The organism is Prosthecobacter sp., from assembly GCF_046154365.1.
Classification (GTDB): Bacteria; Verrucomicrobiota; Verrucomicrobiia; order Verrucomicrobiales; family Verrucomicrobiaceae; genus Prosthecobacter.
Genome location: NZ_JBJXFV010000140.1, coordinates 1 through 23,371, shown reverse-complemented (window position 1 = coordinate 23,371; position 23,371 = coordinate 1). Strand labels below are relative to the sequence as shown.

Annotated in this window: 20 protein-coding genes; 8 read left to right on the top strand and 12 right to left on the bottom strand. The window is 60.3% G+C overall.

Features of this window, described 5'->3' with window-relative positions:
• Positions 1-62 precede the first annotated feature (62 nt).
• Genes ACKVY0_RS17750 through ACKVY0_RS17740 form a run of 3 tightly spaced genes read left to right on the top strand, consistent with a single transcriptional unit; the run spans position 63 to position 2,198 of the window.
• Positions 63-1,541, top strand: coding sequence for a glycoside hydrolase family 10 protein (locus ACKVY0_RS17750; RefSeq protein ID WP_409216165.1), 1,479 nt, complete (start codon positions 63-65; stop codon positions 1,539-1,541).
• A 46-nt stretch (positions 1,542-1,587) separates the two neighbouring features.
• Complete coding sequence (locus ACKVY0_RS17745; RefSeq protein ID WP_409216164.1) at positions 1,588-1,878, top strand: hypothetical protein; 291 nt, start codon at positions 1,588-1,590, stop codon at positions 1,876-1,878.
• Positions 1,875-2,198 carry a type II toxin-antitoxin system PemK/MazF family toxin gene (locus ACKVY0_RS17740; protein WP_409216163.1) on the top strand — a complete coding sequence of 108 codons (324 nt, stop codon included), beginning with the start codon at positions 1,875-1,877 and terminating at the stop codon, positions 2,196-2,198. Before ACKVY0_RS17745 ends, ACKVY0_RS17740 begins: the two co-directional genes overlap by 4 nt.
• Positions 2,199-2,215: 17 nt before the next feature.
• On the opposite strand, the gene mdoH is transcribed toward ACKVY0_RS17740, so the two are convergent.
• Positions 2,216-4,360, bottom strand: coding sequence for a glucans biosynthesis glucosyltransferase MdoH (mdoH, locus tag ACKVY0_RS17735; RefSeq protein ID WP_409216162.1), 2,145 nt, complete (start codon positions 4,358-4,360; stop codon positions 2,216-2,218).
• On the bottom strand, positions 4,357-4,935 hold the full coding sequence (locus ACKVY0_RS17730) for a hypothetical protein (protein WP_409216161.1): 579 nt from the start codon (positions 4,933-4,935) through the stop codon (positions 4,357-4,359). Before ACKVY0_RS17730 ends, mdoH begins: the two co-directional genes overlap by 4 nt.
• A gap of 129 nt (positions 4,936-5,064) precedes the next feature.
• On the opposite strand from ACKVY0_RS17730, the gene ACKVY0_RS17725 reads away from it, so the two are divergent.
• Positions 5,065-6,564 (top strand): hypothetical protein, encoded by a 1,500-nt coding sequence (locus ACKVY0_RS17725; RefSeq protein ID WP_409216160.1) that lies wholly within the window; start codon positions 5,065-5,067, stop codon positions 6,562-6,564.
• 11 nt (positions 6,565-6,575) lie between these two features.
• Here ACKVY0_RS17725 and ACKVY0_RS17720 read toward each other — a convergent pair whose 3' ends face one another.
• Positions 6,576-7,202, bottom strand: a complete 627-nt coding sequence (locus tag ACKVY0_RS17720) for a tetratricopeptide repeat protein (protein WP_409216159.1) — start codon at positions 7,200-7,202, stop codon at positions 6,576-6,578.
• Positions 7,203-7,242: 40 nt separating this feature from the next.
• Positions 7,243-8,241, bottom strand: a complete 999-nt coding sequence (locus ACKVY0_RS17715; RefSeq protein ID WP_409216158.1) for a hypothetical protein — start codon at positions 8,239-8,241, stop codon at positions 7,243-7,245.
• A gap of 107 nt (positions 8,242-8,348) precedes the next feature.
• Between ACKVY0_RS17715 and ACKVY0_RS17710 the strand changes: the two genes are divergently transcribed.
• Genes ACKVY0_RS17710 through ACKVY0_RS17700 form a run of 3 tightly spaced genes read left to right on the top strand, consistent with a single transcriptional unit; the run spans position 8,349 to position 12,256 of the window.
• Positions 8,349-10,115, top strand: a complete 1,767-nt coding sequence (locus ACKVY0_RS17710) for a dynamin family protein (RefSeq protein ID WP_409216157.1) — start codon at positions 8,349-8,351, stop codon at positions 10,113-10,115.
• A 51-nt stretch (positions 10,116-10,166) separates the two neighbouring features.
• Positions 10,167-11,252 (top strand): tRNA epoxyqueuosine(34) reductase QueG, encoded by a 1,086-nt coding sequence (gene queG, locus ACKVY0_RS17705; RefSeq protein WP_409216156.1) that lies wholly within the window; start codon positions 10,167-10,169, stop codon positions 11,250-11,252.
• Complete coding sequence (locus tag ACKVY0_RS17700; RefSeq protein WP_409216155.1) at positions 11,249-12,256, top strand: DUF3500 domain-containing protein; 1,008 nt, start codon at positions 11,249-11,251, stop codon at positions 12,254-12,256. The genes queG and ACKVY0_RS17700 overlap by 4 nt, the downstream gene beginning before the upstream one ends.
• A gap of 15 nt (positions 12,257-12,271) precedes the next feature.
• Here ACKVY0_RS17700 and ACKVY0_RS17695 read toward each other — a convergent pair whose 3' ends face one another.
• The gene (locus ACKVY0_RS17695) at positions 12,272-13,561 is read right to left on the bottom strand and encodes a pyruvate dehydrogenase complex dihydrolipoamide acetyltransferase (RefSeq protein WP_409216154.1); all 1,290 of its coding nucleotides are present in this window, start codon (positions 13,559-13,561) and stop codon (positions 12,272-12,274) included.
• A 42-nt stretch (positions 13,562-13,603) separates the two neighbouring features.
• A complete protein-coding gene (locus ACKVY0_RS17690; RefSeq protein WP_409216153.1) occupies positions 13,604-14,599 on the bottom strand; it encodes an alpha-ketoacid dehydrogenase subunit beta in 996 nt (331 codons plus the stop codon).
• A 402-nt stretch (positions 14,600-15,001) separates the two neighbouring features.
• On the opposite strand from ACKVY0_RS17690, the gene ACKVY0_RS17685 reads away from it, so the two are divergent.
• Entirely contained in the window at positions 15,002-15,895 is an 894-nt protein-coding gene (locus ACKVY0_RS17685) for an RNA polymerase sigma factor RpoD/SigA (RefSeq protein WP_395722489.1), read from the top strand.
• A 108-nt stretch (positions 15,896-16,003) separates the two neighbouring features.
• Here ACKVY0_RS17685 and ACKVY0_RS17680 read toward each other — a convergent pair whose 3' ends face one another.
• The 6 genes from ACKVY0_RS17680 to ACKVY0_RS17655 form a co-directional block, all read right to left on the bottom strand.
• Positions 16,004-16,588, bottom strand: coding sequence for a xanthan lyase (locus tag ACKVY0_RS17680; RefSeq protein ID WP_409216152.1), 585 nt, complete (start codon positions 16,586-16,588; stop codon positions 16,004-16,006).
• A gap of 292 nt (positions 16,589-16,880) precedes the next feature.
• Complete coding sequence (locus ACKVY0_RS17675; RefSeq protein ID WP_409216151.1) at positions 16,881-20,360, bottom strand: PVC-type heme-binding CxxCH protein; 3,480 nt, start codon at positions 20,358-20,360, stop codon at positions 16,881-16,883.
• 486 nt (positions 20,361-20,846) lie between these two features.
• The gene (locus ACKVY0_RS17670; protein WP_409216150.1) at positions 20,847-21,248 is read right to left on the bottom strand and encodes an HNH endonuclease; all 402 of its coding nucleotides are present in this window, start codon (positions 21,246-21,248) and stop codon (positions 20,847-20,849) included.
• Positions 21,248-21,511, bottom strand: a complete 264-nt coding sequence (locus ACKVY0_RS17665; RefSeq protein ID WP_409216149.1) for a hypothetical protein — start codon at positions 21,509-21,511, stop codon at positions 21,248-21,250. Before ACKVY0_RS17665 ends, ACKVY0_RS17670 begins: the two co-directional genes overlap by 1 nt.
• Positions 21,512-21,562: 51 nt before the next feature.
• Positions 21,563-22,984 carry a pectate lyase gene (locus ACKVY0_RS17660; protein ID WP_409216148.1) on the bottom strand — a complete coding sequence of 474 codons (1,422 nt, stop codon included), beginning with the start codon at positions 22,982-22,984 and terminating at the stop codon, positions 21,563-21,565.
• 99 nt (positions 22,985-23,083) lie between these two features.
• Positions 23,084-23,371, bottom strand: a 288-nt coding sequence (locus tag ACKVY0_RS17655) for a hypothetical protein (RefSeq protein ID WP_409216147.1), incomplete at its 5' end; no start/stop codon positions are given.

Genomic DNA, 23,371 nt, shown 5'->3' with positions numbered 1-23,371 from the left:
AATACGACGTGGGATGGAAAATTTCAGCGACACATCGCACGCGCCGCGTTTTCTTGCGGCACATGTGTCTGAAACCCCTGCTTTCGATCTTCCTGCTGTCCGTTGTCTCGTTGCACGCTCAAACCAGCGTGCCTCAGCCAGCGCGTGAGCTGCGTGGCTCGTGGATCGCGACGGTGCATAACATCAACTGGCCCATTGAGCCTGGTCTGCCGGTGGCGAAGCAGAAACAACAACTGGTGACGCTCATCGAATCGGCGGCCAACGTGGGGCTCAATGCGCTCATCTTTCAGGTGCGCCCTGCCGGCGATGCGATGTATGCCTCGAAGCTGGAACCATGGTCGCCGTTTTTGACGGGGCAGATGGGGGTGGCGCCGTCGCCGTTGTGGGATCCGCTGGAGTTTGCGATTCAGGAAGCGCACAAGCGCGGGATGGAGCTGCATGCTTGGTTCAATCCGTTTCGTGCGCTCGCCGGTGAGAAACGGGTGCCCAGTGCGGATCACATCGTTCGCAGGCACCCCGAGTGGACGATGAAATATGGCCCTGACACGTGGATGGACCCCGGCGTGCCGGAAGTGCGGGCGCAGGCGATCGCGGTGATCATGGACGTCACGCGGCGCTACGATGTGGATGGCATTCACATCGACGATTACTTCTATCCGTATCCGCTCACTGATGCGGCGAAAAAGAAGATCGAATTTCCCGATGACACGAGTTTTGGCCGCTACAAGGCCGCTGGCGGACCGCTGGAACTGACGGCGTGGCGCAGGCAGAACGTCGATGAGACGGTGCGCATCATCTATGAGGGTATCAAGGCCGAGAAACGCTACGTGAAGTTCGGCATCAGCCCGTTTGGCCTGTGGCGGCCGAATTTTCCCGAGGGAACGGGCGGCGGACTCGATCCGTATGAAGATCTCGGTGCAGATTCGAAGAAGTGGCTGCAAAGCGGCTGGGTGGATTACTTCACGCCGCAGCTCTACTGGACGATTGACCGGCCGAAGCTCGGATTCACGGTCTATTACGACTGGTGGCTGGAACAGAACACGCAGGGCCGCCACATCTGGCCGGGGATGAACACATCCAAGATCGGCGATGACCGCAATGCGGGCGAGATTCTGCGTGAGATGAGCGTGCTGCGGGAACGCGGGCTGAAAATGACGCCGGGGCACTTTCACTGGAACTTTGGGGCACTGCACAAGGATGTCGGCAAGATCGGCACCTACACAAAGGAGCGGGCGTACGCGACGCATGCGATCCCGCCCGCGTCGCCGTGGCTCAGTCAATCGACTCTGCCAGCTCCCGTCGTGGGTAAAACGGTGCCGGGAGGCAAGCTGACCGTCGCCTGGCAGCACAGCGATGTGCGCTGGATGTCACAAACGCGCTGGTGGGTGATGCAGGCGCAGATCAACGGCAAGTGGGTCACGTGGGAGACTTACTTCAAAGACCAACTCAGCGCTGCGTGGCCGGACAACGCCACCGCTGTTGCGATTCGTGCCGCCGGACTTGGCTGGGAAGTCGGTGAGGCGGGTGTGGTGGTGAAGTGAGCAAAGCCTGATTGACGCCTTCGACCTCGAATCGTAATTTCGAGCCATGAAAGCAGCACGACTCACACTCGGCCCGATGGGCAAAGGCCAGGGCCTGCGCCTCCCTGTCAGCGTGGTCAAACGCTACGGCTTTAGCAAGACCATCGAAGTCGAAGAACGTGACGAGGGCCTGCTGCTCAAACCTGCCACCAAGACTGTTCGCAAACTCAGTTGGGAAGAAACGGCGAAGCAGATGTCGGCAAACAGTGAGGACTGGGCGGAATGGCACAAGACGGAGTCTGACGGCATGGATGAACTGGTGTGGAGCAAGGGAACGCCCAAAGCAGCCAAGCCGTGAAACGCTACGACATTCACTGGGCAAGGCTGGACCCGACGGAAGGTTCGGAAATTAGCAAAACCCGGCCGGTGGTGATTGTGAGTCTGGATGTGCTGAACGCCCGGCTGCAAACCATCACGGTTTGTCCGCTTACGTCACAGATTCATCCGGGCTGGAGAACACGTTTGCCAACAACCGCCGCCGGGCAGGTGGCGGAGATCGCCGTGGATCAGATTCGCACCATCAGCAAATCGCGCATTGGCAAGAAGATCGGCAGTTTGAACTCCACCGAGGCCGCTGCACTCCGCCAATTGATCACGGAGATGTATGGTGAGGCTTGAGGCTCGACATTGAGCACTCACTCCACATCCTTCTTCGCCAGCGTGTGCGCGAAGGGACTGGTGGAGGCGAGGTTGTACTGGCGGATGGCGGTGGCCCAGAAGGGGGCGAGTTCGTGATTGGCGGCGCTCCAGAGGCGGTAGTGCAGGTTGGTGACGGTGTCGGTGTCGTGCATGAGCGCCTTCAATTCCTGCGCACTGATGACATTGGGGCCTTGCGCGATGAGGCGGTGGCCGATTTCTTCGAGGTAGGTGCGTGACACGTCGATGGTGCGGCGGCGGCGCAGCAGGCTGACGTGGAGGCCGTTCACAAAGGGATCGAGGCAGACCTGCATGAGGCCGTAGTGGCGCTCGAGTTCGGGCGGGAGCTGGATGCGGTCTTTTATTTCCTCCAGGTTCTGCTGCATCGTCTTGAGCACGGTGGGCGGGTCGTACTCCTCGGTGGTGAGGAAGATGCCCAGACGCCTGCCGCTGCGTCCGCCAGAGACGAGTGCGGCCACGGCGATGGAAATGACGAGCGAGAACAGGATGGGGCTGATCCAGAGCAGGAAGTCTTTGGAGACAAACCAGCCGAGCGCGGCCCAAGCGATGCCGAGCAGCGTGACGCTGGCGAAGGTGAAGAGGATCTCACTCCAATTGAGGCCGCCGTCGGTTTTACGGCGCTGCGTGACCCAACTGACACTTTTGCCGATGAGCGTATAGACGACGAAACGTGAATGGAAAATCATGAGCACGGGCGCCATGAGAGTGAAGACAACGGTGTCGAGCAGGCTGCTGACAAACGTGAGCAGGCGCAGTTTCAACGGCTTAAACATGCGGCCAGTGATGACTTCATCGAGCAGGATGACGGTCTTCGGCAGGAAGATGAGCATGGCCGTGACGCCGAGCAGAATTTTTTCCGCGAGCAGCGACTGCGGCTGCGAGTGCTGCGTGGGCGTAGCGGCGAGATAGGTGGCCAGCACGAGGAAGAAGAACCACAGCAGCGAACTGACGTAGCTGAGGATGCCGTGCAGGAAATTGACGCGGCTCATCGGATGCCAGCCTTTGGCAAAGAGCAGCCAGAAGTGCTGGATGTTGCCCTGGCACCAGCGGCGGTCGCGTTTGAGCATGTCCACCAGCGTGGGCGGGCCTTCCTCGTAGCTGCCGCGTGTCGTTGGCAGCAAGCGCACGGCGTAACCGGCTTTGCGCATGAGCGCGGCTTCGACGAAGTCGTGGCTGAGAATGTGGCCGCCGAAAGGAGCGTTCGCAGGAAGCGGCGGTAGCGCACAGTGCTCGATGAAGGGTGCGAGACGCAGGATGGCGTTGTGGCCCCAGAAGTTGGCCTCGCCGCACTGCCAGTAGTCGAGTCCGGCCATGAACGGGGGACCGTAGAGGGCCTGGGCGAACTGCATCACGCGGCCCAGCAGCGTGTCGGCGGCGATCTGCTTTGGAAACGTCTGCACGATGCCGATGCCGGGATTTTTTTCCATGATGCGCACCATGCTGGTGAGCAGGGCGCCGGACATGAGGCTGTCGGCATCGAGGACGACCATGTAGCGGTAGCGCTTGCCCCAGCGGCGGCAGAAGTCGCTGACGTTGCCGCTCTTGCGGTTGATCTGCTTGCGGCGTTTGCGGTAAAAAATGCGACCGAAGGCTTTGAGCTGGCGGCAGAGTTCGAGCCAGGCGGTTTCTTCTTCGATCCACTGGCTGGTTTTGTCGGAGTCGCTGAGGATGAAGAAGTCGAAGTTCTTCGACTGGCCGGTGGCCTCCAGCGAGAGATAGATCGAGCGCAGGCCCTCAAATACACGCGTCACGTCCTCATTGAAGACCGGCATGATGATGGCGGTGCTGGCGCTGATGGGCTGCTCGTAGTCGTCGGCGTTGAGCGTGTGCCAGAGGCTGAGGGAGTCCGGCGTCGGACGGTTCATCAGCCAGACGCCGAACATGGCCGTCCAGAAGCCGACATTGAGCTGGTAATAGAGCGGGATGAAGACCAGCAGGAGGCCCCACTCCGCCATGCGCATGCCGTTTTCCGACAGGAAGATGAAGGACAACCACGCACCGACGATGGTGCCGAGACCGACGAGCGAGAAGAACGTGGCACGGCGGGTGCGCGAGATGTGCTTTGGCGGCATGCCTGCGGTCATCGCGATGTTCGCGGTCTGGCTGCCGATGGGTGCGCTCATCCGAAGAGGGAATAAAGGTAGCCCAGCACGCTGGCGACGATGAGGAAGAGCACCGAGTAGCGCAGGATGGGGTGACGGCCCAAACGGTCGAAGGTATCGTCGGCCACATCGGTGAACATGCCGAGGTCGATGTCACGTGGCGTCATCTTGCTCACCTGCATACCAGGGCCGGAGTTTCGCACGGCGGAGCGCATGGCCTCGGCCATGTCTTCAGGCATGTTTTCTTCATCCAGGAAAAATTGCGGCCAGCGCGACGGTCCGCCGGCGAGGTGAAAGCCGAGACGGCCGGTGGCTTCGAGCTGGGCCTCATTGAGATGGAGGTCACTGTAGATCGAACCCAGCCACTCACGCAGCATGAGCCGCGCCTGTTCGATGGAATGCGCCGTGGGCGTGCGGGAAGGGTCTTGCGCATGCGCCTTGGCCGCGTTGCGCAGCGTTTCGAGAATCAACTGCGTGCGGCGGATGCGGTTGTGGAGCTGATACGAGCGAAAGTAATCGGCGAGACGTGCATACGCCTCGTTCCATTCCTCCTCAGTGCCCGTTGCGGGTGCAAACTGGATGTTGACTGCTTCCATGATGGCTCGAAACAGAGCCGCCGTGAGAATGCGCAGAATTGATGCCGGGAAAAGAGGATTCCTGAAGTTTGCGCGAATCTGCATTTTGATCTTGTCAGCACCCGCCCTCGCCCGGCATGATTTTACCTCATGATCGTCCGCCCTTTCACCCTTGCCGTGCTGAGCCTGCTGGTTTGTTCCTTTGCGTCGGGCGAACCGCGCCCGTGGACCAATGCGCAGGGGAAACAGATTCAGGCCGAGTTTGGCGGCATCAAGGACGGCAATGTCACCTTGATCCTGCCGAACGGACAGTCCGCCACGGTGCCGCTCACCGGCCTTTCGGCGGAAGATCAGACCTGGGTGCGGCTGAACGCTTCCAAAGCCATGGCCAGTGTGGTTGACCCCGCTGATGCCAGCCGTGTGTCATGGGACAAGCGCCGCATGCCCACGGAGGTGAAGGAACCGATGCTCTACATGAACATCAAGGTGGTGAAGGAGGAACTCGGCGAGTGCATTTACGAATCCGGGCACTTTCAGTTCAAAACCAGCGCCAAACTCGGTGTGATCCTGATGAAGGACGTGTGCCGTGCCTTTGAAAGCACCTATGAGCTGGTGCGGCTGATGCCCTGGGGTATCGTGCCGAAGCCGGAGGAAGGACGAAAGAAGTTCCAGGCCGAGCTGTTCGCCACGCGCGAGCAATACCTCGCCTCGGACGCACCGTCGTGGTCGGCGGGGGTCTATGTGCGCAAGGACAAGGTCTTCCGCATGCCCTTCAACGAGCTGGGCATCTCGAACACCGTCGGTGCCAACGGCGCCTACTACCGCAAAGGCGAGATCAACAACGACACCATCACGCACGAGATCACGCATCAGATGATGCACGAATACCTGCCTTATATGCCTGTGTGGCTGATCGAGGGGCTGGCGGAGTACACTTCCAATCTGGCCTACAAAGGCGGTGTTTTCTCCGTCAGTGGCGATGGGGGTGCTTTTCTAGCCAAACAGCCCGGCTCACGCAATCGCGGCCTGTTCGGTGCGGTGCGCTACCAGCCGCAGTGGCTCGGGGTGAAGGAAATGTGGGGCTACACCACGGACATCTCCACGCGCAATGAGATCAAGAGCCACCTGCTCTCCGACCGGAAGGAAAAACCGGCGGACGGCCCTGGAATGGTGCGCTTCAACTTCACCGCCCCGCCGCCCACGATGGAAATGCTTTCCAGCCGCTACCGCTCCTCGCACATCCTCGCCTATTTCTTCGTGCATGAAAACGGCGGCAAACGCCTGATGCAGTACTTCGACGCCCTGCATGAGGAAAAGAAGAAGTGGCCCGCCTTCTGGGAGCAAGTGGATGCCCACAACGCCGAGATCGACAAGCTCAAGCCCGCCTACGACGCCTATCGCACGGCAATGAAGGCGTTCATGCAGCAGCCCGGCGTCCAAGACCTCGGCAACGGTCGCTTTTCGTATCCGAAAACCCTCACGCCGCCTGCACCACCACCCGACGCTCCCAAAGCACCGGAACCACCCGAAAACACCGACCCAGATGCGGTGTGCATGAAGCATCTGCGCATTCTGCTTGGTGAACGAACCCTCGAAACGGTCGAAGCAGAGCTGCGGACCATGTTTCAGAAGAGTGGGTACAGCCTTTGAGAAGCGTTCGGCTACTTGTCCCAGCCACGAATCTTCACATGCACCTGCGCCACGCGGCCCATGTAGTGGTCCATGCTGAAATCCTTGGCGGCTTTGAGCATGTGCTCCTTCGCCTTCACGTCATCGCCTGAGGCTTCGAAGTAGAGACCGAGATAGAGATGCGCGTAGCAGCGGTGATTGCGCAGGTTTTCGCCGTCGCCTTCCTCGGCGGCCTTCAACACGGCTTCTTCGCTGCCTTTGCCGGCAAACAGCTCATGGACCTGCTTCATCGGCACGCGGCTGTCGCCTTCGATGGGGATGAAAACCTTGCGTGCGGCCGCCACGCTCTCGCCTTTGGCGATGCAGAGGAAATGCCACGCGGCGTTCTCCACGTCGTTGCCGTTCACGGTTTGATGCACTTCAAACTGCTCGCGCCCGCCTTTGAAATCGCCTGCGTAGTAGAGCGAAAGCCCGCGCTGCCAGAGCTGCGGCTTGGAATCGGGTGCCAGGGCGATGAGCTTGTCGAACGCGGCCACGGACTCCTTCGGCTTCGCGGCGAAGAAGGCGTCAACACCTTGCTGGAAGAGCGCATTGGGTGTGTCCTGCGCTTGCGCTGAAGACAGAAGGCCGAGCAGGAGTAGTGAGAGCAGTTGTTTCATGATATTCGTCAAACGTGGTCGCAGCCGGGTTTCGCGCAACTCATAGCCAGGCGAGCGGCAGCGGCACAATCAAAGCCAGATCCGCCAGCACACGATAGGCATCCACGGAGAAACGTTTGCGCGATCCATGCACCAGAGCATGCAGCACCGCCGCGCCCAGCACCGCGCATGCCGGGCCGTGCAGCGCGTGCTCCAGCACGCCGAACTCGATCAGCCACAGCATGGCCAGTGCGAAAACCAGCGTGCCAAGCACCAACGGCGGATGCCGGCGGTCATGGTCAGTGCCCTGCTCGCGGCAGGAGATGCCGTGCAGATTGCAGGCAAAGAGCAGCGCCAGCAGCAGGGATTCCAGCACCGGTTCCAGCCAGTGTTCTGGCATCGCGAGGAAGCGTGTGCTCGTGGTGCAGCCCATGGCAAAGAGCAGCGCGGCGGTCAGCTCCTTCGGCATCACGTTGCCCATCCGAATGTCCAAGTGCCGCAGAAACGACAGCACCATCACCGCCAGCACGAGCAGGCTCAGCGAGAAACGATACCCCGCAGGCAGCGGCATGCGTGAGATGAGCATGATGCCGCCCAGCCCGGCGATGGCGATGAACACATCCCGCGAGATGCGGCTGCCCTGCGCCGACCATGAGGCGAGATACAAAGCCACCAACAAGGATAAACCGACCGCCTGCCACAGCACGCCTTCGGGAATCACATAAAACGCCATCCACGCCAGCAGCGTCAGTGCCGGCGGAATCACGCCGAGCATCAATCCACGGCGGTGGCGATGATAAAAAGCATGCCGCGCATCGAGTTCCCCGATGTTCTTGGCCGCAAATGTGTCCAGCGTGCGGTCGATCACATAAATCACCCAGCAGGCGAGGGCGAGGCCCACATCGAGCAGCGGCGTGAGCCGGATGCCGTGTGCATGCGCCAGCGCACGCTGCCACAGCACGGCCACCAGCGGCGCCTCCAAGCTCAGCACATGCGGCCACAGCCACCACGGCGTGGGTTTCGCAGGTGCGGCTTCGCTGGCTGGCGGCAGATCGGTCAAGGCCGCGTTCTTTAGGAGCGGTTCACGGCGGCGGCAAGCAGCATGCGGAGGAAACCTGTGCTCGACGGTTGCGATGCGGAAGCCACGCGACACTTTGAACGACCCTCATGATTGGCGATGACTATTTCGAACTGCGTTCACGCATTGGCACCGACCTGCTGGCTCTCGCCGCAGCGCTGCGTGAATCTGGTAGCGATGCCGAATCTGCCGCCATCATCGACAATCTCATCGCCAGCCTGAAGGAGCCGTTTGTCTTTGTCGTCGTCGGCGAGGTGAACGTGGGCAAATCAACCTTCCTCAATGCGCTGTTCGGTCAGGATTTTTCCCAAACCGGCATCTTGCCGACAACGGGCAAAATTCTCTTCTTCCGGCACGGCGCGGAGCACAGCGTGGTGCCCGTGACGCCGACGCTGGATGAGGTTTACGCTCCGGTCGATTTCCTGCGCGACTTCCACATCGTCGATACGCCTGGCACGAACTCCGTCGAGATCGAGCATCAGATGATCACCGAGCGCTTCGTGCCCATCGCCGATCTGGTGATCTTTGTGTTTTCCGCGATGAATCCGTGGGGTGCTTCCGCGTGGCAATTTTTGGAAAAAGTGCATCGCGAATGGATGCGCCACGTCGTGTTTGTGCTCCAGCAGAGCGATCTGCGCAGCCCGGAGGAAATCGAGGTCATCACCGACTACATGGGCCAGCTCACGCGACAGCGCTTCGGGCGTGACTTTCCGCTGTTCGCCGTTTCGGCGAAGAAAGCCTTTCTCGCCCGCAGTTCCGGCATTGATCGCGACCGCCTGCTGCAAGACAGCGGTTTCCATGCGCTGGAGGCGCACATCTCCGGTCTCGTGCGGCACAACGCCGCGCGCCTGAACAAACTCGCCGGCACCATGCGGATGGCGCGGCAGATCCTCGACCAGATGCGCGAGCGTTTCGTCATCGGCCTGCGCAATGTGCAGCGCAAGGCCGCCGTGCTACAGGAATTGCAGACGGAGCGCGAACTTCAGGTGGACCGCACCTTGAAAAAGATTCTCCCCGCGCTCGATGCCACCGAGCGTGACTACCACGAGTCTGTCATGCGTGTGGCGGGACTCGCGCACGATGCGCTGACCACGCGACGCGCCTTTCAGCGCAACGCGGCGCGTGAAGAGGAGGAAACCAATGGCGCACGGCAGCAAAGCCTCGACCATCGTCTATTTCAGGAGCTACAGCACCGCACCGGCGACCGCTGGCGGCAGGTCAGCCTCGTACTGGAGGAGGATGTGCATCAGTTCGAGCGGTTCCTGTATGCGCAGGGCCGTGGAACTTTGTTTCCGATGGATGTGCCGCTGCCGGTGCATGATTACGATGAGGAGGAGAGCGAGCTGCGCCGACGCTTTGGCACGCACGTCGATTCCTCACTGCGGCGCTTCGTCATCGGCTTGCAGCTCGATGAGGACATCGAACCCGGTCTCGAGCACGCGCGCCGCACCGCACGCTGGCTGCCACGTCTCATCCTGCCCGTGGTGATCATCATTGGGTTGTGCGGCTGGTTGGATGGCCTGCTGAGTGCGGGAATCGCCGCCGGAGCCGGTGTGCTGCTCCTCGCGGTGCTTTATCTGCTCACCCAGGTCCGGCTGAGCAACGCGCGGAATGCCATTTTCGACAAACTCGAAGAGTCCTCCGTCATGCTGCGCGACCTGCTGTCCAAACAAGTCACCGAGGATGTCACCAACACTTTCGCCAAGTTCCTCGACACCCTCAACCCCGCGCAAGCCGACGCCGCGCATGTGCAGCGTGAGCAGACGACGCATGTCGAGCGGCTGCGCCAGCTCGCCGATTCCTTTGATGTGCTCGACAAGCAGATCCATGTGCTGACGCCCGCAGGTACAAAATGACGCACACTTTGCCTCGGCAGAGATTTGTCATTCTGATTTCGTCATTTCCCCGTGTCTCCCACCGAGATCAAAACCGCACTCATCGCCAAGGCCCGCTCGCTCGGCTTCGACGACTGCCGCATCGCGCCCGCGCTGCCCGCCGCGCACCGTGAGCTGTTTGAACAATGGATCGCCGAAGGCAAATACGGCGACATGGCCTGGATGGCCCGCAACACCGAACGCCGCACCGATCCCCGCATCGTGTTGCCCGGCGCACAAAGTGTCATCGTCCTAGCGCTGAACTATTTTCAAGGCCATCCCTCCCATTCTTCCCATCCGTCCTATCAAATCGCCCGCTACGCCTGGAACGACGACTACCACGACCTCATCGAGAAAAAGCTGCGCGAACTCGATGACTTTCTCATTTCCCATGGCGGTGCGCAGAAACGCTACGTCGATACCGGCCCCGTTTTGGAGCGTGACTTCGCCAGCGAGGCCGGACTCGGCTGGGGCGGCAAAAGCACGATGCAGATTCATCGCAAACTCGGCACTTGGTTCTTCCTCGCCGACATCCTCACCACGCTCGACCTGCCAGCCGACACGCCCGCCAAAGACATGTGCGGCAAATGCACCCGCTGCATCGACGCCTGCCCCACGCAGGCCATCACCGCGCCGCAGCGCATGGATGCCCGCCGCTGTATCTCCTATCTCACCATCGAAAGCAAAGGCAGCATCCCGCTCGAATTCCGCCATGCCATCGGCGACCGCATCTACGGCTGCGATGCCTGCCTCGACGCCTGCCCATGGAACCGCCACGCCCAGGAATCACGCGAAGCCGCCTTCCAGGCCCGCGAAACCGTCTTCTCCAAGTCTTTGCGCGATTTCCTTTCGCTCACCGACGACACCTTCCGCGCCCTGTTTGCCAAATCTCCCATCAAGCGCATCAAACGCCCCGCCTTTCTGCGCAATGTCTGCGTCGCACTCGGCAACACCGGTGCCCCCGACGACCTGCCCGCTCTCGAAGCTGCCGCCACCGATCCACACCCGCTCATCGCCGAACATGCGGCCTGGGCTATTGCGGAAATCCGTCAGCGCCACGGCGGTGTCGATCAACAGCCTTGCTCCAACATCGCCGTTCCGATAGTCTCGCGGATATGAATGCCAAATTGAGCCGCCGGTCGTTTCTCCGCTCCACAGCATCACTGGCGGCTCTTGCCGCCGCACCGCGCCCGTTGTTTGCCGCACCCGCAGCGCCGGAGTCGGTCGTGAAGCTGCTCTATGAGTCGCTGAAGCCGGAGCAGCGGCAGGAAGTTTGCTTTGCGTGGGATTATGTGGACCCGAAGCGCGGCCTGCTGCGCACGCGTCTGGAAAACAACTGGCGCATCACCAAGCCGGCGATCAAGAGCGAGTTCTTCACCGCCGATCAGCAGGCGATGATCCGTACCATCTTTGAGGGCATCACAGCGCCGGAATGGCATGAGCGTTTCGACAAGCAGCTCGATGACGACATTGGCGGTTTTGGCAACAAGCAGGGCATCGCGATCTTTGGTGAGCCGGGCAGCGGCAAGTTTGAGTTCGTGCTCAGCAGCCGTCACATGACCCTGCGTTGTGATGGCGACAGCTCCGAGCACGTGGCCTTTGGCGGCCCCATTCTGTATGCGCACGAAGGCGATGCGCTCTATGAAAAGCCGAATCATCCGCACAACGTCTTCTGGCATCAGGCGCTGGAGGCCAACAAGCTCTACCATGTGCTCGATGCGAAGCATCAGGCGCTCGCGCTCGTCACGCAGGGGATGCCGACCGAGGAACTCGTGGGCTTCAAAGGCAAGGACAGCAAGTTTCCAGGATGTCCGGTGTCCGAGTTCGCCGCTGATCAGAAAGCGGAGCTTCAGCGCATCCTCAACCACATGCTGGAGCCGTTTCGTAAAGCCGATCAGGACGAGGCGATGAAGTGCCTCACCTCGCAGGGCGGGCTCGATCATTGCAGCCTCGCTTTCTACAAAGAGGGCGATCTCGGCGACGACGGCATCTATGACAACTGGCGCATCGAAGGCCCGTCGTTTGTCTGGTACTTCCGCGGCACGCCACATGTGCATGTGTGGGTGAACGTGGCCGATGATGCGTCGGTGAAGCTGAACTCGTATCAGAACTCCGTTATGTGAGGCACTGCCGCCAACTCACACCAGCATCAGCGCCGGATTTTCCAGCAGCTTGCGCATCTCGGCGAGGAAGGTGGCGGCGACGGCACCATCGACGACACGGTGGTCGCCACTGAGGCCGACCCACATGCGCTGACCGGCGACGACTTGGCCTTTGTCATTCACGACGGCGGCCTTGCGGATGCTGCCGATGGCGACAATCGCGGCCTGGGGCGGATTGATGATGGCGGCGAACTGATCAATGCCAAACGCACCGAGATTGGAGACGGTGATGGTGCCACCAGCGAAGTCGTCGGGGCTGAGCTTCTTGTTCTTGGCCTTGCCGGCGAGATCTTTGACGCTCTGGCTGATTTCGAGCAGCGTTTTCTTTTCCGCCTGCTTGATGACGGGGGTGACGAGACCGTCATCAATAGCGATGGCGACGCTGAGGCCGACGGATTTGAATTTCACGATGGCATCGCCATCCCACGCGGCATTGATGGCGGGCTGGGCCTGCGCGGCACGGACGACGGCCTTGAGAATGAAATCGTTGACGGTGTACTTCACGCCGCCGGTTTTCTCATTGGCGGCATTGAGATGCGCGCGGAATTCCATGAGCGGCGCGGCATCGACTTCCATCTGGAGGTAGAAGTGCGGGATCTGCGTCTTCGACGCGAGCAGACGCTCGGCGATGATGTTGCGCATGCTGCTGGTGGGCACGCGTTCGTCATCAGGGCCGATGACGGGGCGAATCGCAGGTGTAGCAGCGACACGGGCGCTGGAACCGCCGACAGGGGCGTTTTCGACGTCTTCACGCACGATACGTCCGCCAGGGCCGGTGCCGATGAGGGCATTGAGATCGACGCCGCGCTCAGCAGCGATCTTTTTGGCAAGTGGGGAGGCTTTGACGCGAAGATTGGAGTTTCCAGCGGCAGCGCGGCTCTTGTGCTGCGGAGCAAGAGGCAAGCGGGGACCGGCGCTGGCGGCCTTGGTGGCAGAAGCAGCAGGTTTTTTCTCCGCGGCAGGCGCTGGAGCAGCGGCGGCCTGGGCTTTGGCGATGAGTTCGTCGAGATTGGCTGGTGCGGCCTCGTCTTCTTCGAGAATGACGGCGAGAGGCGCGCCGAGCGGGACTTTGCCGCCTGGCAACGCGATGAACTTGTGCAGCACGCCTTCAAACGGGCTGGCGTACTCCATGGTGGCCTTGTCGGTTTCGATGTCGGCGATGGCTTTGCCGACGGTGACTTTGTCCCCTTCCTTGACGGTCCATTTGGCGAGGGTGCCCTCGGTCATGGTGTCACTGAGCTTGGGCATTTCGATGAATTTGGGCATGGCGAAATCAGGATGAAATGTTGGAAGTGCGAGGGAGGCGGATCAGAGAATGCTCAAGGCTTTGGCGACGACGACCGCTGCCGTCGGAATTTGAATGGCTTCGAGCGGCGGGCTGTAGATGGCGGGCGAATCCAGGCTGCACACACGCTGCACGGGGGCGTCGAGTTCGTCGAAGATGCGCTCCTGAATCATGTAGGCGATCTGGGCACCGATGCCGCAGTAGGGTTTGTTTTCCTCGACGTAGATGGCGCGGTGGGTTTTCGCAACGGATTCGAGGATGGTGTCTTCATCCAACGGGCGGATGCTGCGAAGATCAACGACCTCGGCGCTGATGCCATGCTCTTCTTCGAGGATGCGGGCGGCTTCGAGGCAGGTGATGACGGCGCGGCCATGAGCGATGAGGGAGATGTCGGCACCTTCGCGTTTCACGTCAGCGAGGCCGAGCGGGATGAAGAGTTCGCCACCGGGGAGTTCGTCGTTGGCTGGCACGTCCCACTCCGCGCCGTAGAGAATGGTGCTCTCCATGAACATGACGGGGTCATTGTCGCGGATGGAGGCTTTCATGAGGCCCTTGGCGTCGTAGGCGTTGCTGGGGCAGACGCATTTCATGCCGGGGAAGCTGGCCATGATGTTTTCCGGCGTGTGGGAATGGGTTGCACCGACGCTGGTACCGCCGTTAGCAGGGCCACGGATGACGATGGGGACGTTGATCTTGCCGCCGCTCATGTAGCGCACCATGGCGCCGTTGTTGACGATTTGATCCCACGCGACGGTATAGAAGCTCCAAAACATGAGTTCCATCACCGGACGCACGCCGAGCATGCTGGCACCGATACCCATGCCGATGAACCCGGCTTCGCTGATCGGGGTATCGACGAGGCGTTTGTCGCCCCACTTCTCCCACAGACCCTGCGTTACCTTGTAAGCGCCGTTGTACTGAGCCACTTCCTCGCCCATGACCACGACCATGGGGTCGCGGGCGATTTCTTCATCGAGGGCTTCACGGATGGCATCACGGTAGGAGATTCGGCGGGGCATGGCAGGATTTTCGGGGGGCAGTAAGTCGGGGAGAGGCGGGGCGGTGTCAAGCGGGGGGCGATATTGAACAAAAAGGCAAACGGGGAACCACGGGTGAACCCGGTGTATGTGGCCCCAAGTCTCCAAAAGCGGGAAAAGTGCCGGATTGAAGCCTGTTTTATTAGCAAATCCTAATCTTTTTTGGAAATGGTGTTGACGAGACCCTCAAAGTTTAGTTCAACGGAGGCTGCAATTTCACTCTTGTGCCACTTCTCCCCGGTTCATCCCCCCTTTCTGGCCGCAAACTTGCTCAAAAAAGACGAGCAAAGTGTGAAACTGCTTTTATACTGACGACCCCCTGCGTCTCGGCTGGGGGCAAGGACGTTGCTCTTTGTATCGTATTACCCAACTAGAACGCTCAATATGGAACTCGACGGAGGCATTAAGATTTACCTGCGTGAGATCGGCAAGACTGACTTGCTGACTCCCGACCAGGAGGTTGAGCTTGCCGAACGCATCAAGCGTGGTGACCCCGAAGCCCGTTCGCACATGATTCGTGCGAACCTGCGCCTCGTGGTGAAGATCGCCCAAGATTACGCTAACTACGGCCTGCCACTTCTCGACCTCATTTCCGAAGGTAACATCGGCCTCATGAAGGCCGTGGAACGCTTCGACCCGAACAAGGGTGGCAAGCTTTCAACCTACGCCGCCTGGTGGATCAAACAGTCCATCAAACGCGCCCTCGCCAACCAGTCCAAGACGATCCGTCTCCCTGTCCACATGGTGGACAAGATCAGCAAGATGCGCCGTGTGGCCATGGCGATGTCCGAGGAACTGGGCCGCGAACCCACCGACGACGAGTTGTCCGAGGAAATCGGCATCGACCGCGCCAAACTGAGCCAGCTCAAGGTCGCCTCCATGCGCCCTGCCTCGCTCGACGCCCCGATCAGCGACGACGACAGCACCGAGTTCGGCGAAATCGTCGGTGATGAAAACGCCCAGACGCCGTTCGATCTGCTCTCGCACAAGAACATGCACAGCCAGCTCGATGGCCTGCTGACCGTTCTCGACGAACGCGAACGCAAGATCATCGACGCCCGCTTCGGCCTTGCCGGCCAGAAGCCGCGCACGCTGGAAGAAGTCGGCCAGGAGTTTGGCGTCACCCGCGAACGAATCCGCCAGCTTCAAAACATCGCGCTGCGCAAGCTGCGTCGTGCCCTGCAGAAGAAGGAAGACCCGATTCCAAAGGCTCTGCGCAACGCCGGTGGCAAAAAGAAGCGCAAAAAGGCCGCTGCCGCCGAAGCCGAGGACGAATAGGACCTCATCAATCACGAAGCCGGAGTCGCAAGACTCCGGCTTTTTTGTGGGTCTGAAAAGTAGCCCTGTTCCTGCGGAACAGGGAGTCCTTGTTGCACAGCAACAAAGCTACTTTGCCACCGGCAGAAATTGCACCGCATCGGCAATGACCACCTTGTCCGGCTCGGTGCCCTCGTTGGAAACCCGCACCCAGCCAGCACGGCCCGCTTCAAACCGAAACGTGCCCAGCGTGTGGAATAACCGCCCATGCTCAGGCTCCTGCTGCTGATTGATCACCATCTTCGTGTCGCCATCCGCATGATGAATCGTCACCGGCGTCTTCGACGAACGCCGCACGTTGTAGCAATGCGCCAGCCGCACCTCATACCAGCCCGCTTTCGGCAGCTCCGGCGTAAACGTCACGGACTTGGCCCCCTTCCCCGCCTTCATGTCATGCAGGTAGCCCAGCCCGGCATACGGCGGCGTGTGCGTAGAGTACTGCCATTCGCCCACGAGTTCGGCAGACGTTTCATCCACCACAATGCCCGGCAGCGCCTTCGGATCGGCCACGATGAACTTCACCATCTCCGGCCGGTCCACCTCGCCCGGCGGGTGGATGTTTTTGACGGCCCTTGGATGCGGCTTGAGAGCTTCGGAGTCTGTGGCGGTGGTGAGCCTGCGAGTGAGTTCTTCGCGCAAAGAGTTTCCGCTCATGGCTCTGGCTGGGTCTTGCTCGTTGAAGTAGAGTGCCATTGTTTTTCTCCGTGGCCTGACCACAGAGAACCCAAATTCTTCAAGTGTGACATCTCGATTGAGATAGAGCATGTGTACCTCGCCTCCGGTCAATTCTAAGAGAGCGTCATGCACTCGGTTGTAATCTCCCCAATAGCCAAAGTGATAGCCACGGTTCGTGGCGGAGTCCCAGCGATAGAATAGAATGATCGCTCCTGTCAAAAGCAGCATGGCGACTGTGAGCTGGATGACTCGTTTCATGCTGGTGCGTTGGCTATGGCTCTTTTCCCGCCTTCTCATTCAGCAGATACCCCAGCAAGTCGATGAACGTCGCTTCATCGAGTGTCTGCCCAAACGTGGGCGGCATGAGGGAGATGGGGGTGACTTCGGTTTTGGCGATGTCTTTTTTGGCGATGCGGTGCTCTTTGCCAGTGGCGTCGGCGAGGAGGTGGATCTGGCCGAGCTCGGCTTTGAGGAAGCCGGCGAAGGTGCTGCCGTCCTTCATCGTGAGCGTATGGACGTGGAAGTGGGCATCGACGTTGCGGTTGGGGTCGAGGATGTCCTCGCAAAGCCGAGCGGGGCCGCGCGCGCCAATGCCATCGAGCTGCGGGCCGATGAGGCCGCCTTCGCCCTTGATTTGATGGCAGGCGGCGCAGTTCATCTTGAAGACGTTGGCTCCGGTTTCGAGATCGGGCTTGGCTTTGGCAAAGGCGGCCACGCGGGCGGCGATGAGGGTGTCGAGCTGCTTACGCTGCTCGGGCGAGACGGGCAGCGGTGGCGGTGCGGGGCGCGGTGGGAGGTAGGTGGCGAGTTTTTCGCGCAACGCGGCGGGGGCGCTGTGCTGGAGCATGGTGGCGAGTGTTTTGAGGCTTTCGCGGGTCGTGTCGGCGCTCTGGAAGTCGTTCACACTGACCACGGCGGGCTCGATGCGGGTGATGCCGAGCCAGGCGTAGGCTTTGCCGTCGTCGCCATCGATGACTTCGAGGCGGACGGGTTTGCCGGTGTGCGCGGTGAGGTCGAGTTCGGTGCGCTGCGCCTTGTCGTTGCGCGGTGGGAAGGCGCGGGCGAGTTCGCGACCGGTTTCGGCGTCGGTGATGCGGACGAGGTTTTTGTCGTGGGCTTTGGCGGCCGGGAAACCGCGATGGCCGTTGATCCAGAGGGCGAGTTTGGCCGGTGCGGGGAAGGTTTGAGATTTGAGCGTGCCGGTGCGGCTTTCCTCATCGCCACCGCCTTTGAGGATGCTTTGCAGGACGGTGGATTCGGTGTCGTCGGCGAGCTTGCGCGGTTGGAGGGACCATTTGGCGTTGCCAAGCGTGGTCCAGGCGGGTGCGGCCTTGGTGGCGGTGGTGTCGAGGAGCTGCGTGGCGAGTTCTTGCGCCCAGGCGAGCAATTCGGGCGGTGGAGGCGTGCCGCGCTCGGCCAGGCCTTCGGAGATGGCTTGGATGATGGTGGTTTGCTGTGTGGTGTTGGGTGGTCCCCTCACCCCGGCCCTCTCCCCGGTGGTGGTCGAGGTGTTTGCGGCGTCTGGGGCGGGGAGAGGGAGAGTCGCTTTGCGCGTCAGAGAGATGGCTTCGAGTAAGAGGGCGGGGTCGCCGTGGCGGGCGATGTGGGCGAGGATGCCCGGTTCGATCCGGTCACCTTTTTGCAGCCGTTGAAACAAGAATGATGACGCTTGAGTCGTCGGAACTGCCTGAAGGACTTCGATGAACCAAGGCTTGTCCAGAACCCGTTCTGCCCATCTGCGCGATTCTGCGTGTTCCAGCACCCCTGGCTGCGAAAGAACGTCTTTGAGCAGCAGCCGAAGAGAATGCACATAGGCAACGTCACCGAGCTTGCTGGTGAGCCAGTTATCGGGGCCGGGAGGCGAAAGGAGATCGTCTGTGAGGGTTGCCAACATCTTGACCACACTCCCTGGCCATTCTGGGTCGCCGCGCAAAAAATCTGGCCGTTGTAGCAACGCTTGTGCTGCTGCGCGGCCTATAGCACTGCCACGGCCATCAAATGCAATGCCCAGGTTCCATTTCTCCCAAGGATGAAGATGGTCATACGATCCGATGACTTGTGCAGCATGCGACATCACAAGACCATTTAACTCCTCACCCCTGTCCTCAGTCCAGGATCCTCCGGTGTGCAGATTTCGCAGGACGTTTGATACCAGGAACCGTTCGCCGAGGTAAGATAAACCCCAGAGCGAGTATGCGGTTCGGATGTCCGAGTGCGCCCAATCCACGGTGAAGTAATCAAAGTCTCCAATATCATTGTCCCGATAGTCGGCAGGCTCACGGTCCCCTTGAGCAACCATGGAATCTCCTGATTTGAAAATTCGAAAGAGTTCGGGCAGCCAATCCTTGGCACCACGCTGCTTCACTTCCCGCAGTGCGAGATGACGACGTGTGAGATTTGGATTGCCGAGTTCATTCGCAATCTCCTTTGGAGGCATCGCAGTGAAGTCATTCCGTTGCGGCTTTGAATCCTTCTTCACCACCCGCCAAATCCTCCCGCGTTCCTTGTCCCGCCCTGGATGCTCCAGCGGCACTTCGTAGTGGCCGATGATCTTGTTGTAGAAGTCGGCGATGTAGAGGGCGTTGTCGGGACCGAGTTGGAGATCGACGGGACGGAACCACGGGTCGTCGCTGGTGAGGAAGTCGGGCTGTTCGTTCGCCTTCGGCGTGGAGCCGGTGAAGGTGACGTGGTCGTGGTTGACCTTGGAGGTGACGACATTGCCGACGAAGGTGTGGTCGTCCCACCCGGGGCCCCACACGCCGCCGTCGATGTAAACGATGCCGCAGATGCCGGTGGAGCCGTGCGTGTGCTGGCACATGACGGGCGCGAAGCCGAGGCCGTCGTGCGGTTTGCCAAAGCTCGGGTAGTGCGCGCCGCGAATGAGTTGGTAAATGGGCGAGCTGTGGCAGTCGGCGCTGTAGAGATTGCCAAAACGGTCCCAAGCGAGGCCGAAGGGGTTCACCTGGCCGTGTGTCCACGGTTCGACGCGTGAACCGTCGGGTTTGAAGCGGAAGACATTGCCGGAGTGCAGTTCCAATTCAGATGTGCCTACGGAAGACACGGAATGCACGGAATCGGATTTCTTTTTTTCCGTATCTTCCGTTTGTTCCGTAGGCCTTCGGATGGTGAATTTGCTGGTGTTATTAAATCCATGCGTGGCATAAACCCAGCCGTCTAGGCCGAGGCGGAAGCTGCTGCACATGCCGTGGGTGTCTTTTTCGTAGCCAAGTGGGCCGAAGAGGACTTCGCGGTGGTCAGCGATGTCATCGCCATTGGTGTCAGCGAAGTACCAGATGTTCGGGATGCTCCAGGCGATGCAGCCGGCCTTGTGCTCCGGCTTGTGCCAAGGGAGGACGCCGGTGGGGATGTTGAGTTCGTTGGCGAAGTCGGTGACTTTGTCGGCTTTGCCGTCGCCGTTGGTGTCTTCGAGGATCTTGATGGCATCGCGGCTGCCTTTGACATTCGTGCCCTGCGGATCGGACCAGCGGCCTTTGTCGGCGGCATAGGGGTATTCGACGGTGGAGGAGACCCACAAGCGGCCACGGGCGTCGAAGGCCATGTTGATGGGTTTGTTGATCTGCGGCTCGCTGGCGAAGAGCTGGACCTCGAAGCCGGGAGGCACATGAAACCCGGCGCGTTCTTGTTCCGGTGTCAGCGCATCAGTTTCACGCACGAGGCGGAGTTTTTCTTCGGCGGCATGAAGCGTGAAGGTGAGAGCAGAGGCGGCGGCAAGGCAGCGGAGGAAAAGCATGGAGGCATTACAGCGCAGGCGGCGGCTTTTGTTCAAGTCGCGTTTCTGAAGAAGGCCAACGACCTTCCGTCATCCAGCCCAGGGTTGGAACAACCCTGGGTGGTGTGATGACATAACGTGTCTCTCAAGGGCGAACCGCAACGCGGTTACGTTCGCTGATGGCGGTGATGGACGGAACCCGTTTCGGGTTCGACCCAGATCAAAGATTTGCCTGTGAGGTGGACCTAGAGTCACGGCAATGCCACCCGAGGCGAAAAGGTAAGATGGAGATCGCGGTTTTGGGCTGTGTATGGATCAAACAAGTCAATTCCACGTCCTAAGTTCAAACCGAAGGCAGGAGCCAGCCTGCGCTGACCTATGGTCTGCTCCATGTGTCCAAGCAGTCGCAAGATCTGATACAGAAGACGGAACTGCGGGTGATTTGTTTGGATTTGTTAACGGAATGAAACACAAAATCCTCGAAATTAGGAGAGAAGGCCAGTTCGATCAATCCCACTCGGCCTCGGCGATGAGCCATTCACGCAAGTGAACGCGGTGCTCGATGTTGATCTGCAAGAGCCAGACCGTGGTTCTGCCCGCCGGAGTGAGGCCGATCACCAAGGCTCCATCCAGGTGAAAATGCTCGTGCCATGCCTGCTGGCGGGGATGGAACAAAAGCTCAACCTTGTCGGTGTCAGGATCGCGCGAGGTAAGGTTGGTGCCTTTGTGGGCATTGCAGTGGCCACAGGCGAGCGCCAGGTTGCCGAGCGTGGAGGGGCCGCGATGCTGTAATGCAATGATGTGCTCGACATGAAAAGCGAGGGCGGACTCGTGCTCCTGCTTCAGGCGACAATATTCACAGCGGCCTTCGGCACGACTCCAAACCTGCTGGCGGATCAGGGCGTCCATCAGAGTTTGCCCAGTTTGCGCAGCACGCTGCGCGCCTGCGCTTGCAGCAACGAGATCGAGCCGATCTCGTCCACAAACTCCTTGTACTGGCGCAGTTCCTCCTCATTCAACTCACCTTCACGACATTGGTCGGCCACCACATGAAAGCGCTCCTGCATCTCCGGGGTGACGCGTAGGGTCAAAATGGCCCGGGCGGATTCCTCGGTCATCATGCTTTCAAAGCGGGGAAAGAGCCGTTGCGGGGCTGCAGGGATCGCTGTCATGCGGTGAAAGTAATGTGAGCTGCCGGCAATGGCAAGCAGGCGGTTCACCGCCTACTGCCCGCTCTTCTTCCGCGCCTCGACATAGTAGGCCATGGCGTTCAGGTTTTTGACGAACTCGCCGCCGTCAATTTGGTCGTCCTTGAGCCAGCGGCCTGCGCTGTCGAGGGAGTCGGCGGCTTTCTGGGCCTTGGTGGCGGCACCTTTGGCACGGCTGGCCCATTCCTTGGGCGTGGCAGGACCGGCGAGTTTGCGCTGCAACTCCTCGCGGCTTTGAGCCAGCCTTTTTTTGAAGGTGTCGATGTCGTCCTGGCGGTCGTCCTTGAAGGAGTAATGCGTGGGCATGTTGCTGTCGTCGTAGGTCAGCTCGTAGGTGTCTTTGACGAAGAACAGCGGCTTGTTGGTCTTCAGCTCGTAGAAGCGTGCGTGCGTGCCGTCGGGCAGCTTGGAACGCTCGAACCACGCGAGAGCAGGCTGGATCGGCGCGAGGTATTTGTCATCGCCAGTGAGCACCCACAGCTGATGCAGCACCTCCATGGCACCCACGGTTTCGTAGGCGGTGACGGACGGTGGCTCAAATTTACGCGCCCACGCCGGATGCATGTCGTGGTCGTATTGCATGGCCCAGACCGGCTGCGGTTCGGGCATTTGCGCGAGGAGAAAGAACTCGCCGAGTTTTTTCAACGCGGCGAGGTAGCGCTCATCCTTTTCGAGTTCGTAGGCGCGGAAGAGCAGATGCGCGATGCGTTCGAGGTTGCCGTCGTTGAGGGTGTAGAAGCCGGTGTAATTCACCTTTGGGAAGGTGCGTGACCATTCAGCCGGATAGCTGGCTTTGAGAATCGGCTCAGTGGCATCAGCGGGGCCGCTGAACTGCTGCGGCCAGCCGCCAATCGGAGCTTGCGCGGCCAGCAGGGCATCGAAGGCGAACTTCGTACAGCGTTTCAATTCCGCGTCGTCCTTGCAGGCCGGTTCGTGCGTCATTTCGAGCAGAAACAACAGCGCGGACTGCGTCTTGTTGTCGTCGAGCGTGGTGCTGTTGCGGCGTTTGCCGGGGACTTTGTCACCGATGTCGAGCTGGCTGCGCAGGTGGTATTTTTTGGCCGTCTCGGGGTCAAAATCGAAGTCGCTGTTCCAACCACCGGAGGCGAGCTGGCACTTGAGCAGCGCTTTGGCGGCATCCTGGGCGGCTTTGAGGAAAATCTCATCGCCCGTGGCTTGATAAGCCTTCAGCATCGCCAGACCCATCGTCGTGGTGCCGTGCGGCTGGATGGAAATGATCGTGGGCGATTTGCCGTGCTCGACCTCGCCGATCTTGCCCTCCTTGTCATACGACGAGGCATAGCCGCCTTCACGGGCGAGGTGCGTGTGGGCATAAGCGACCGCTTTTTTCATGCCGGCGGTGATGGCGGCCGGATCAGGCAGATCGGCGGCCGAGACGAATGAAGGGAATAGTGCGAGGGCAAATAGTGCGCGCATGGCGGTTGAACGAAAGTGGCAGCTCCACTCCTTCAAGATCATTCGCCAATCCACAGCACACACTGTACTCCCAGACGAAACAGTTCGCGGATGTTCTGATCACGCTTGAGCGAGTGCGAGCACGGTTTCCAGCACGCGGCCGCACTCCACGATCATCGCGGCTGCGTGATCGAGCTGGCTGGCCTGACGGGCAAGTTCTTTGCCATCCAGGTAACCAGCACGGATGAGGGCGACGAGGGTATTGATGTCTTTCATGCCGCGATCAGCCGCACGGCGGCCAAAGCGCTTGTCGATGCGTGAGCTGGCGGTGGCGATGACTTTCGACACGGCCATGTCCATTGGGTGCAGGGCGAAGACGTTTTCAAAACCGGGCATGGGCACCAGCCG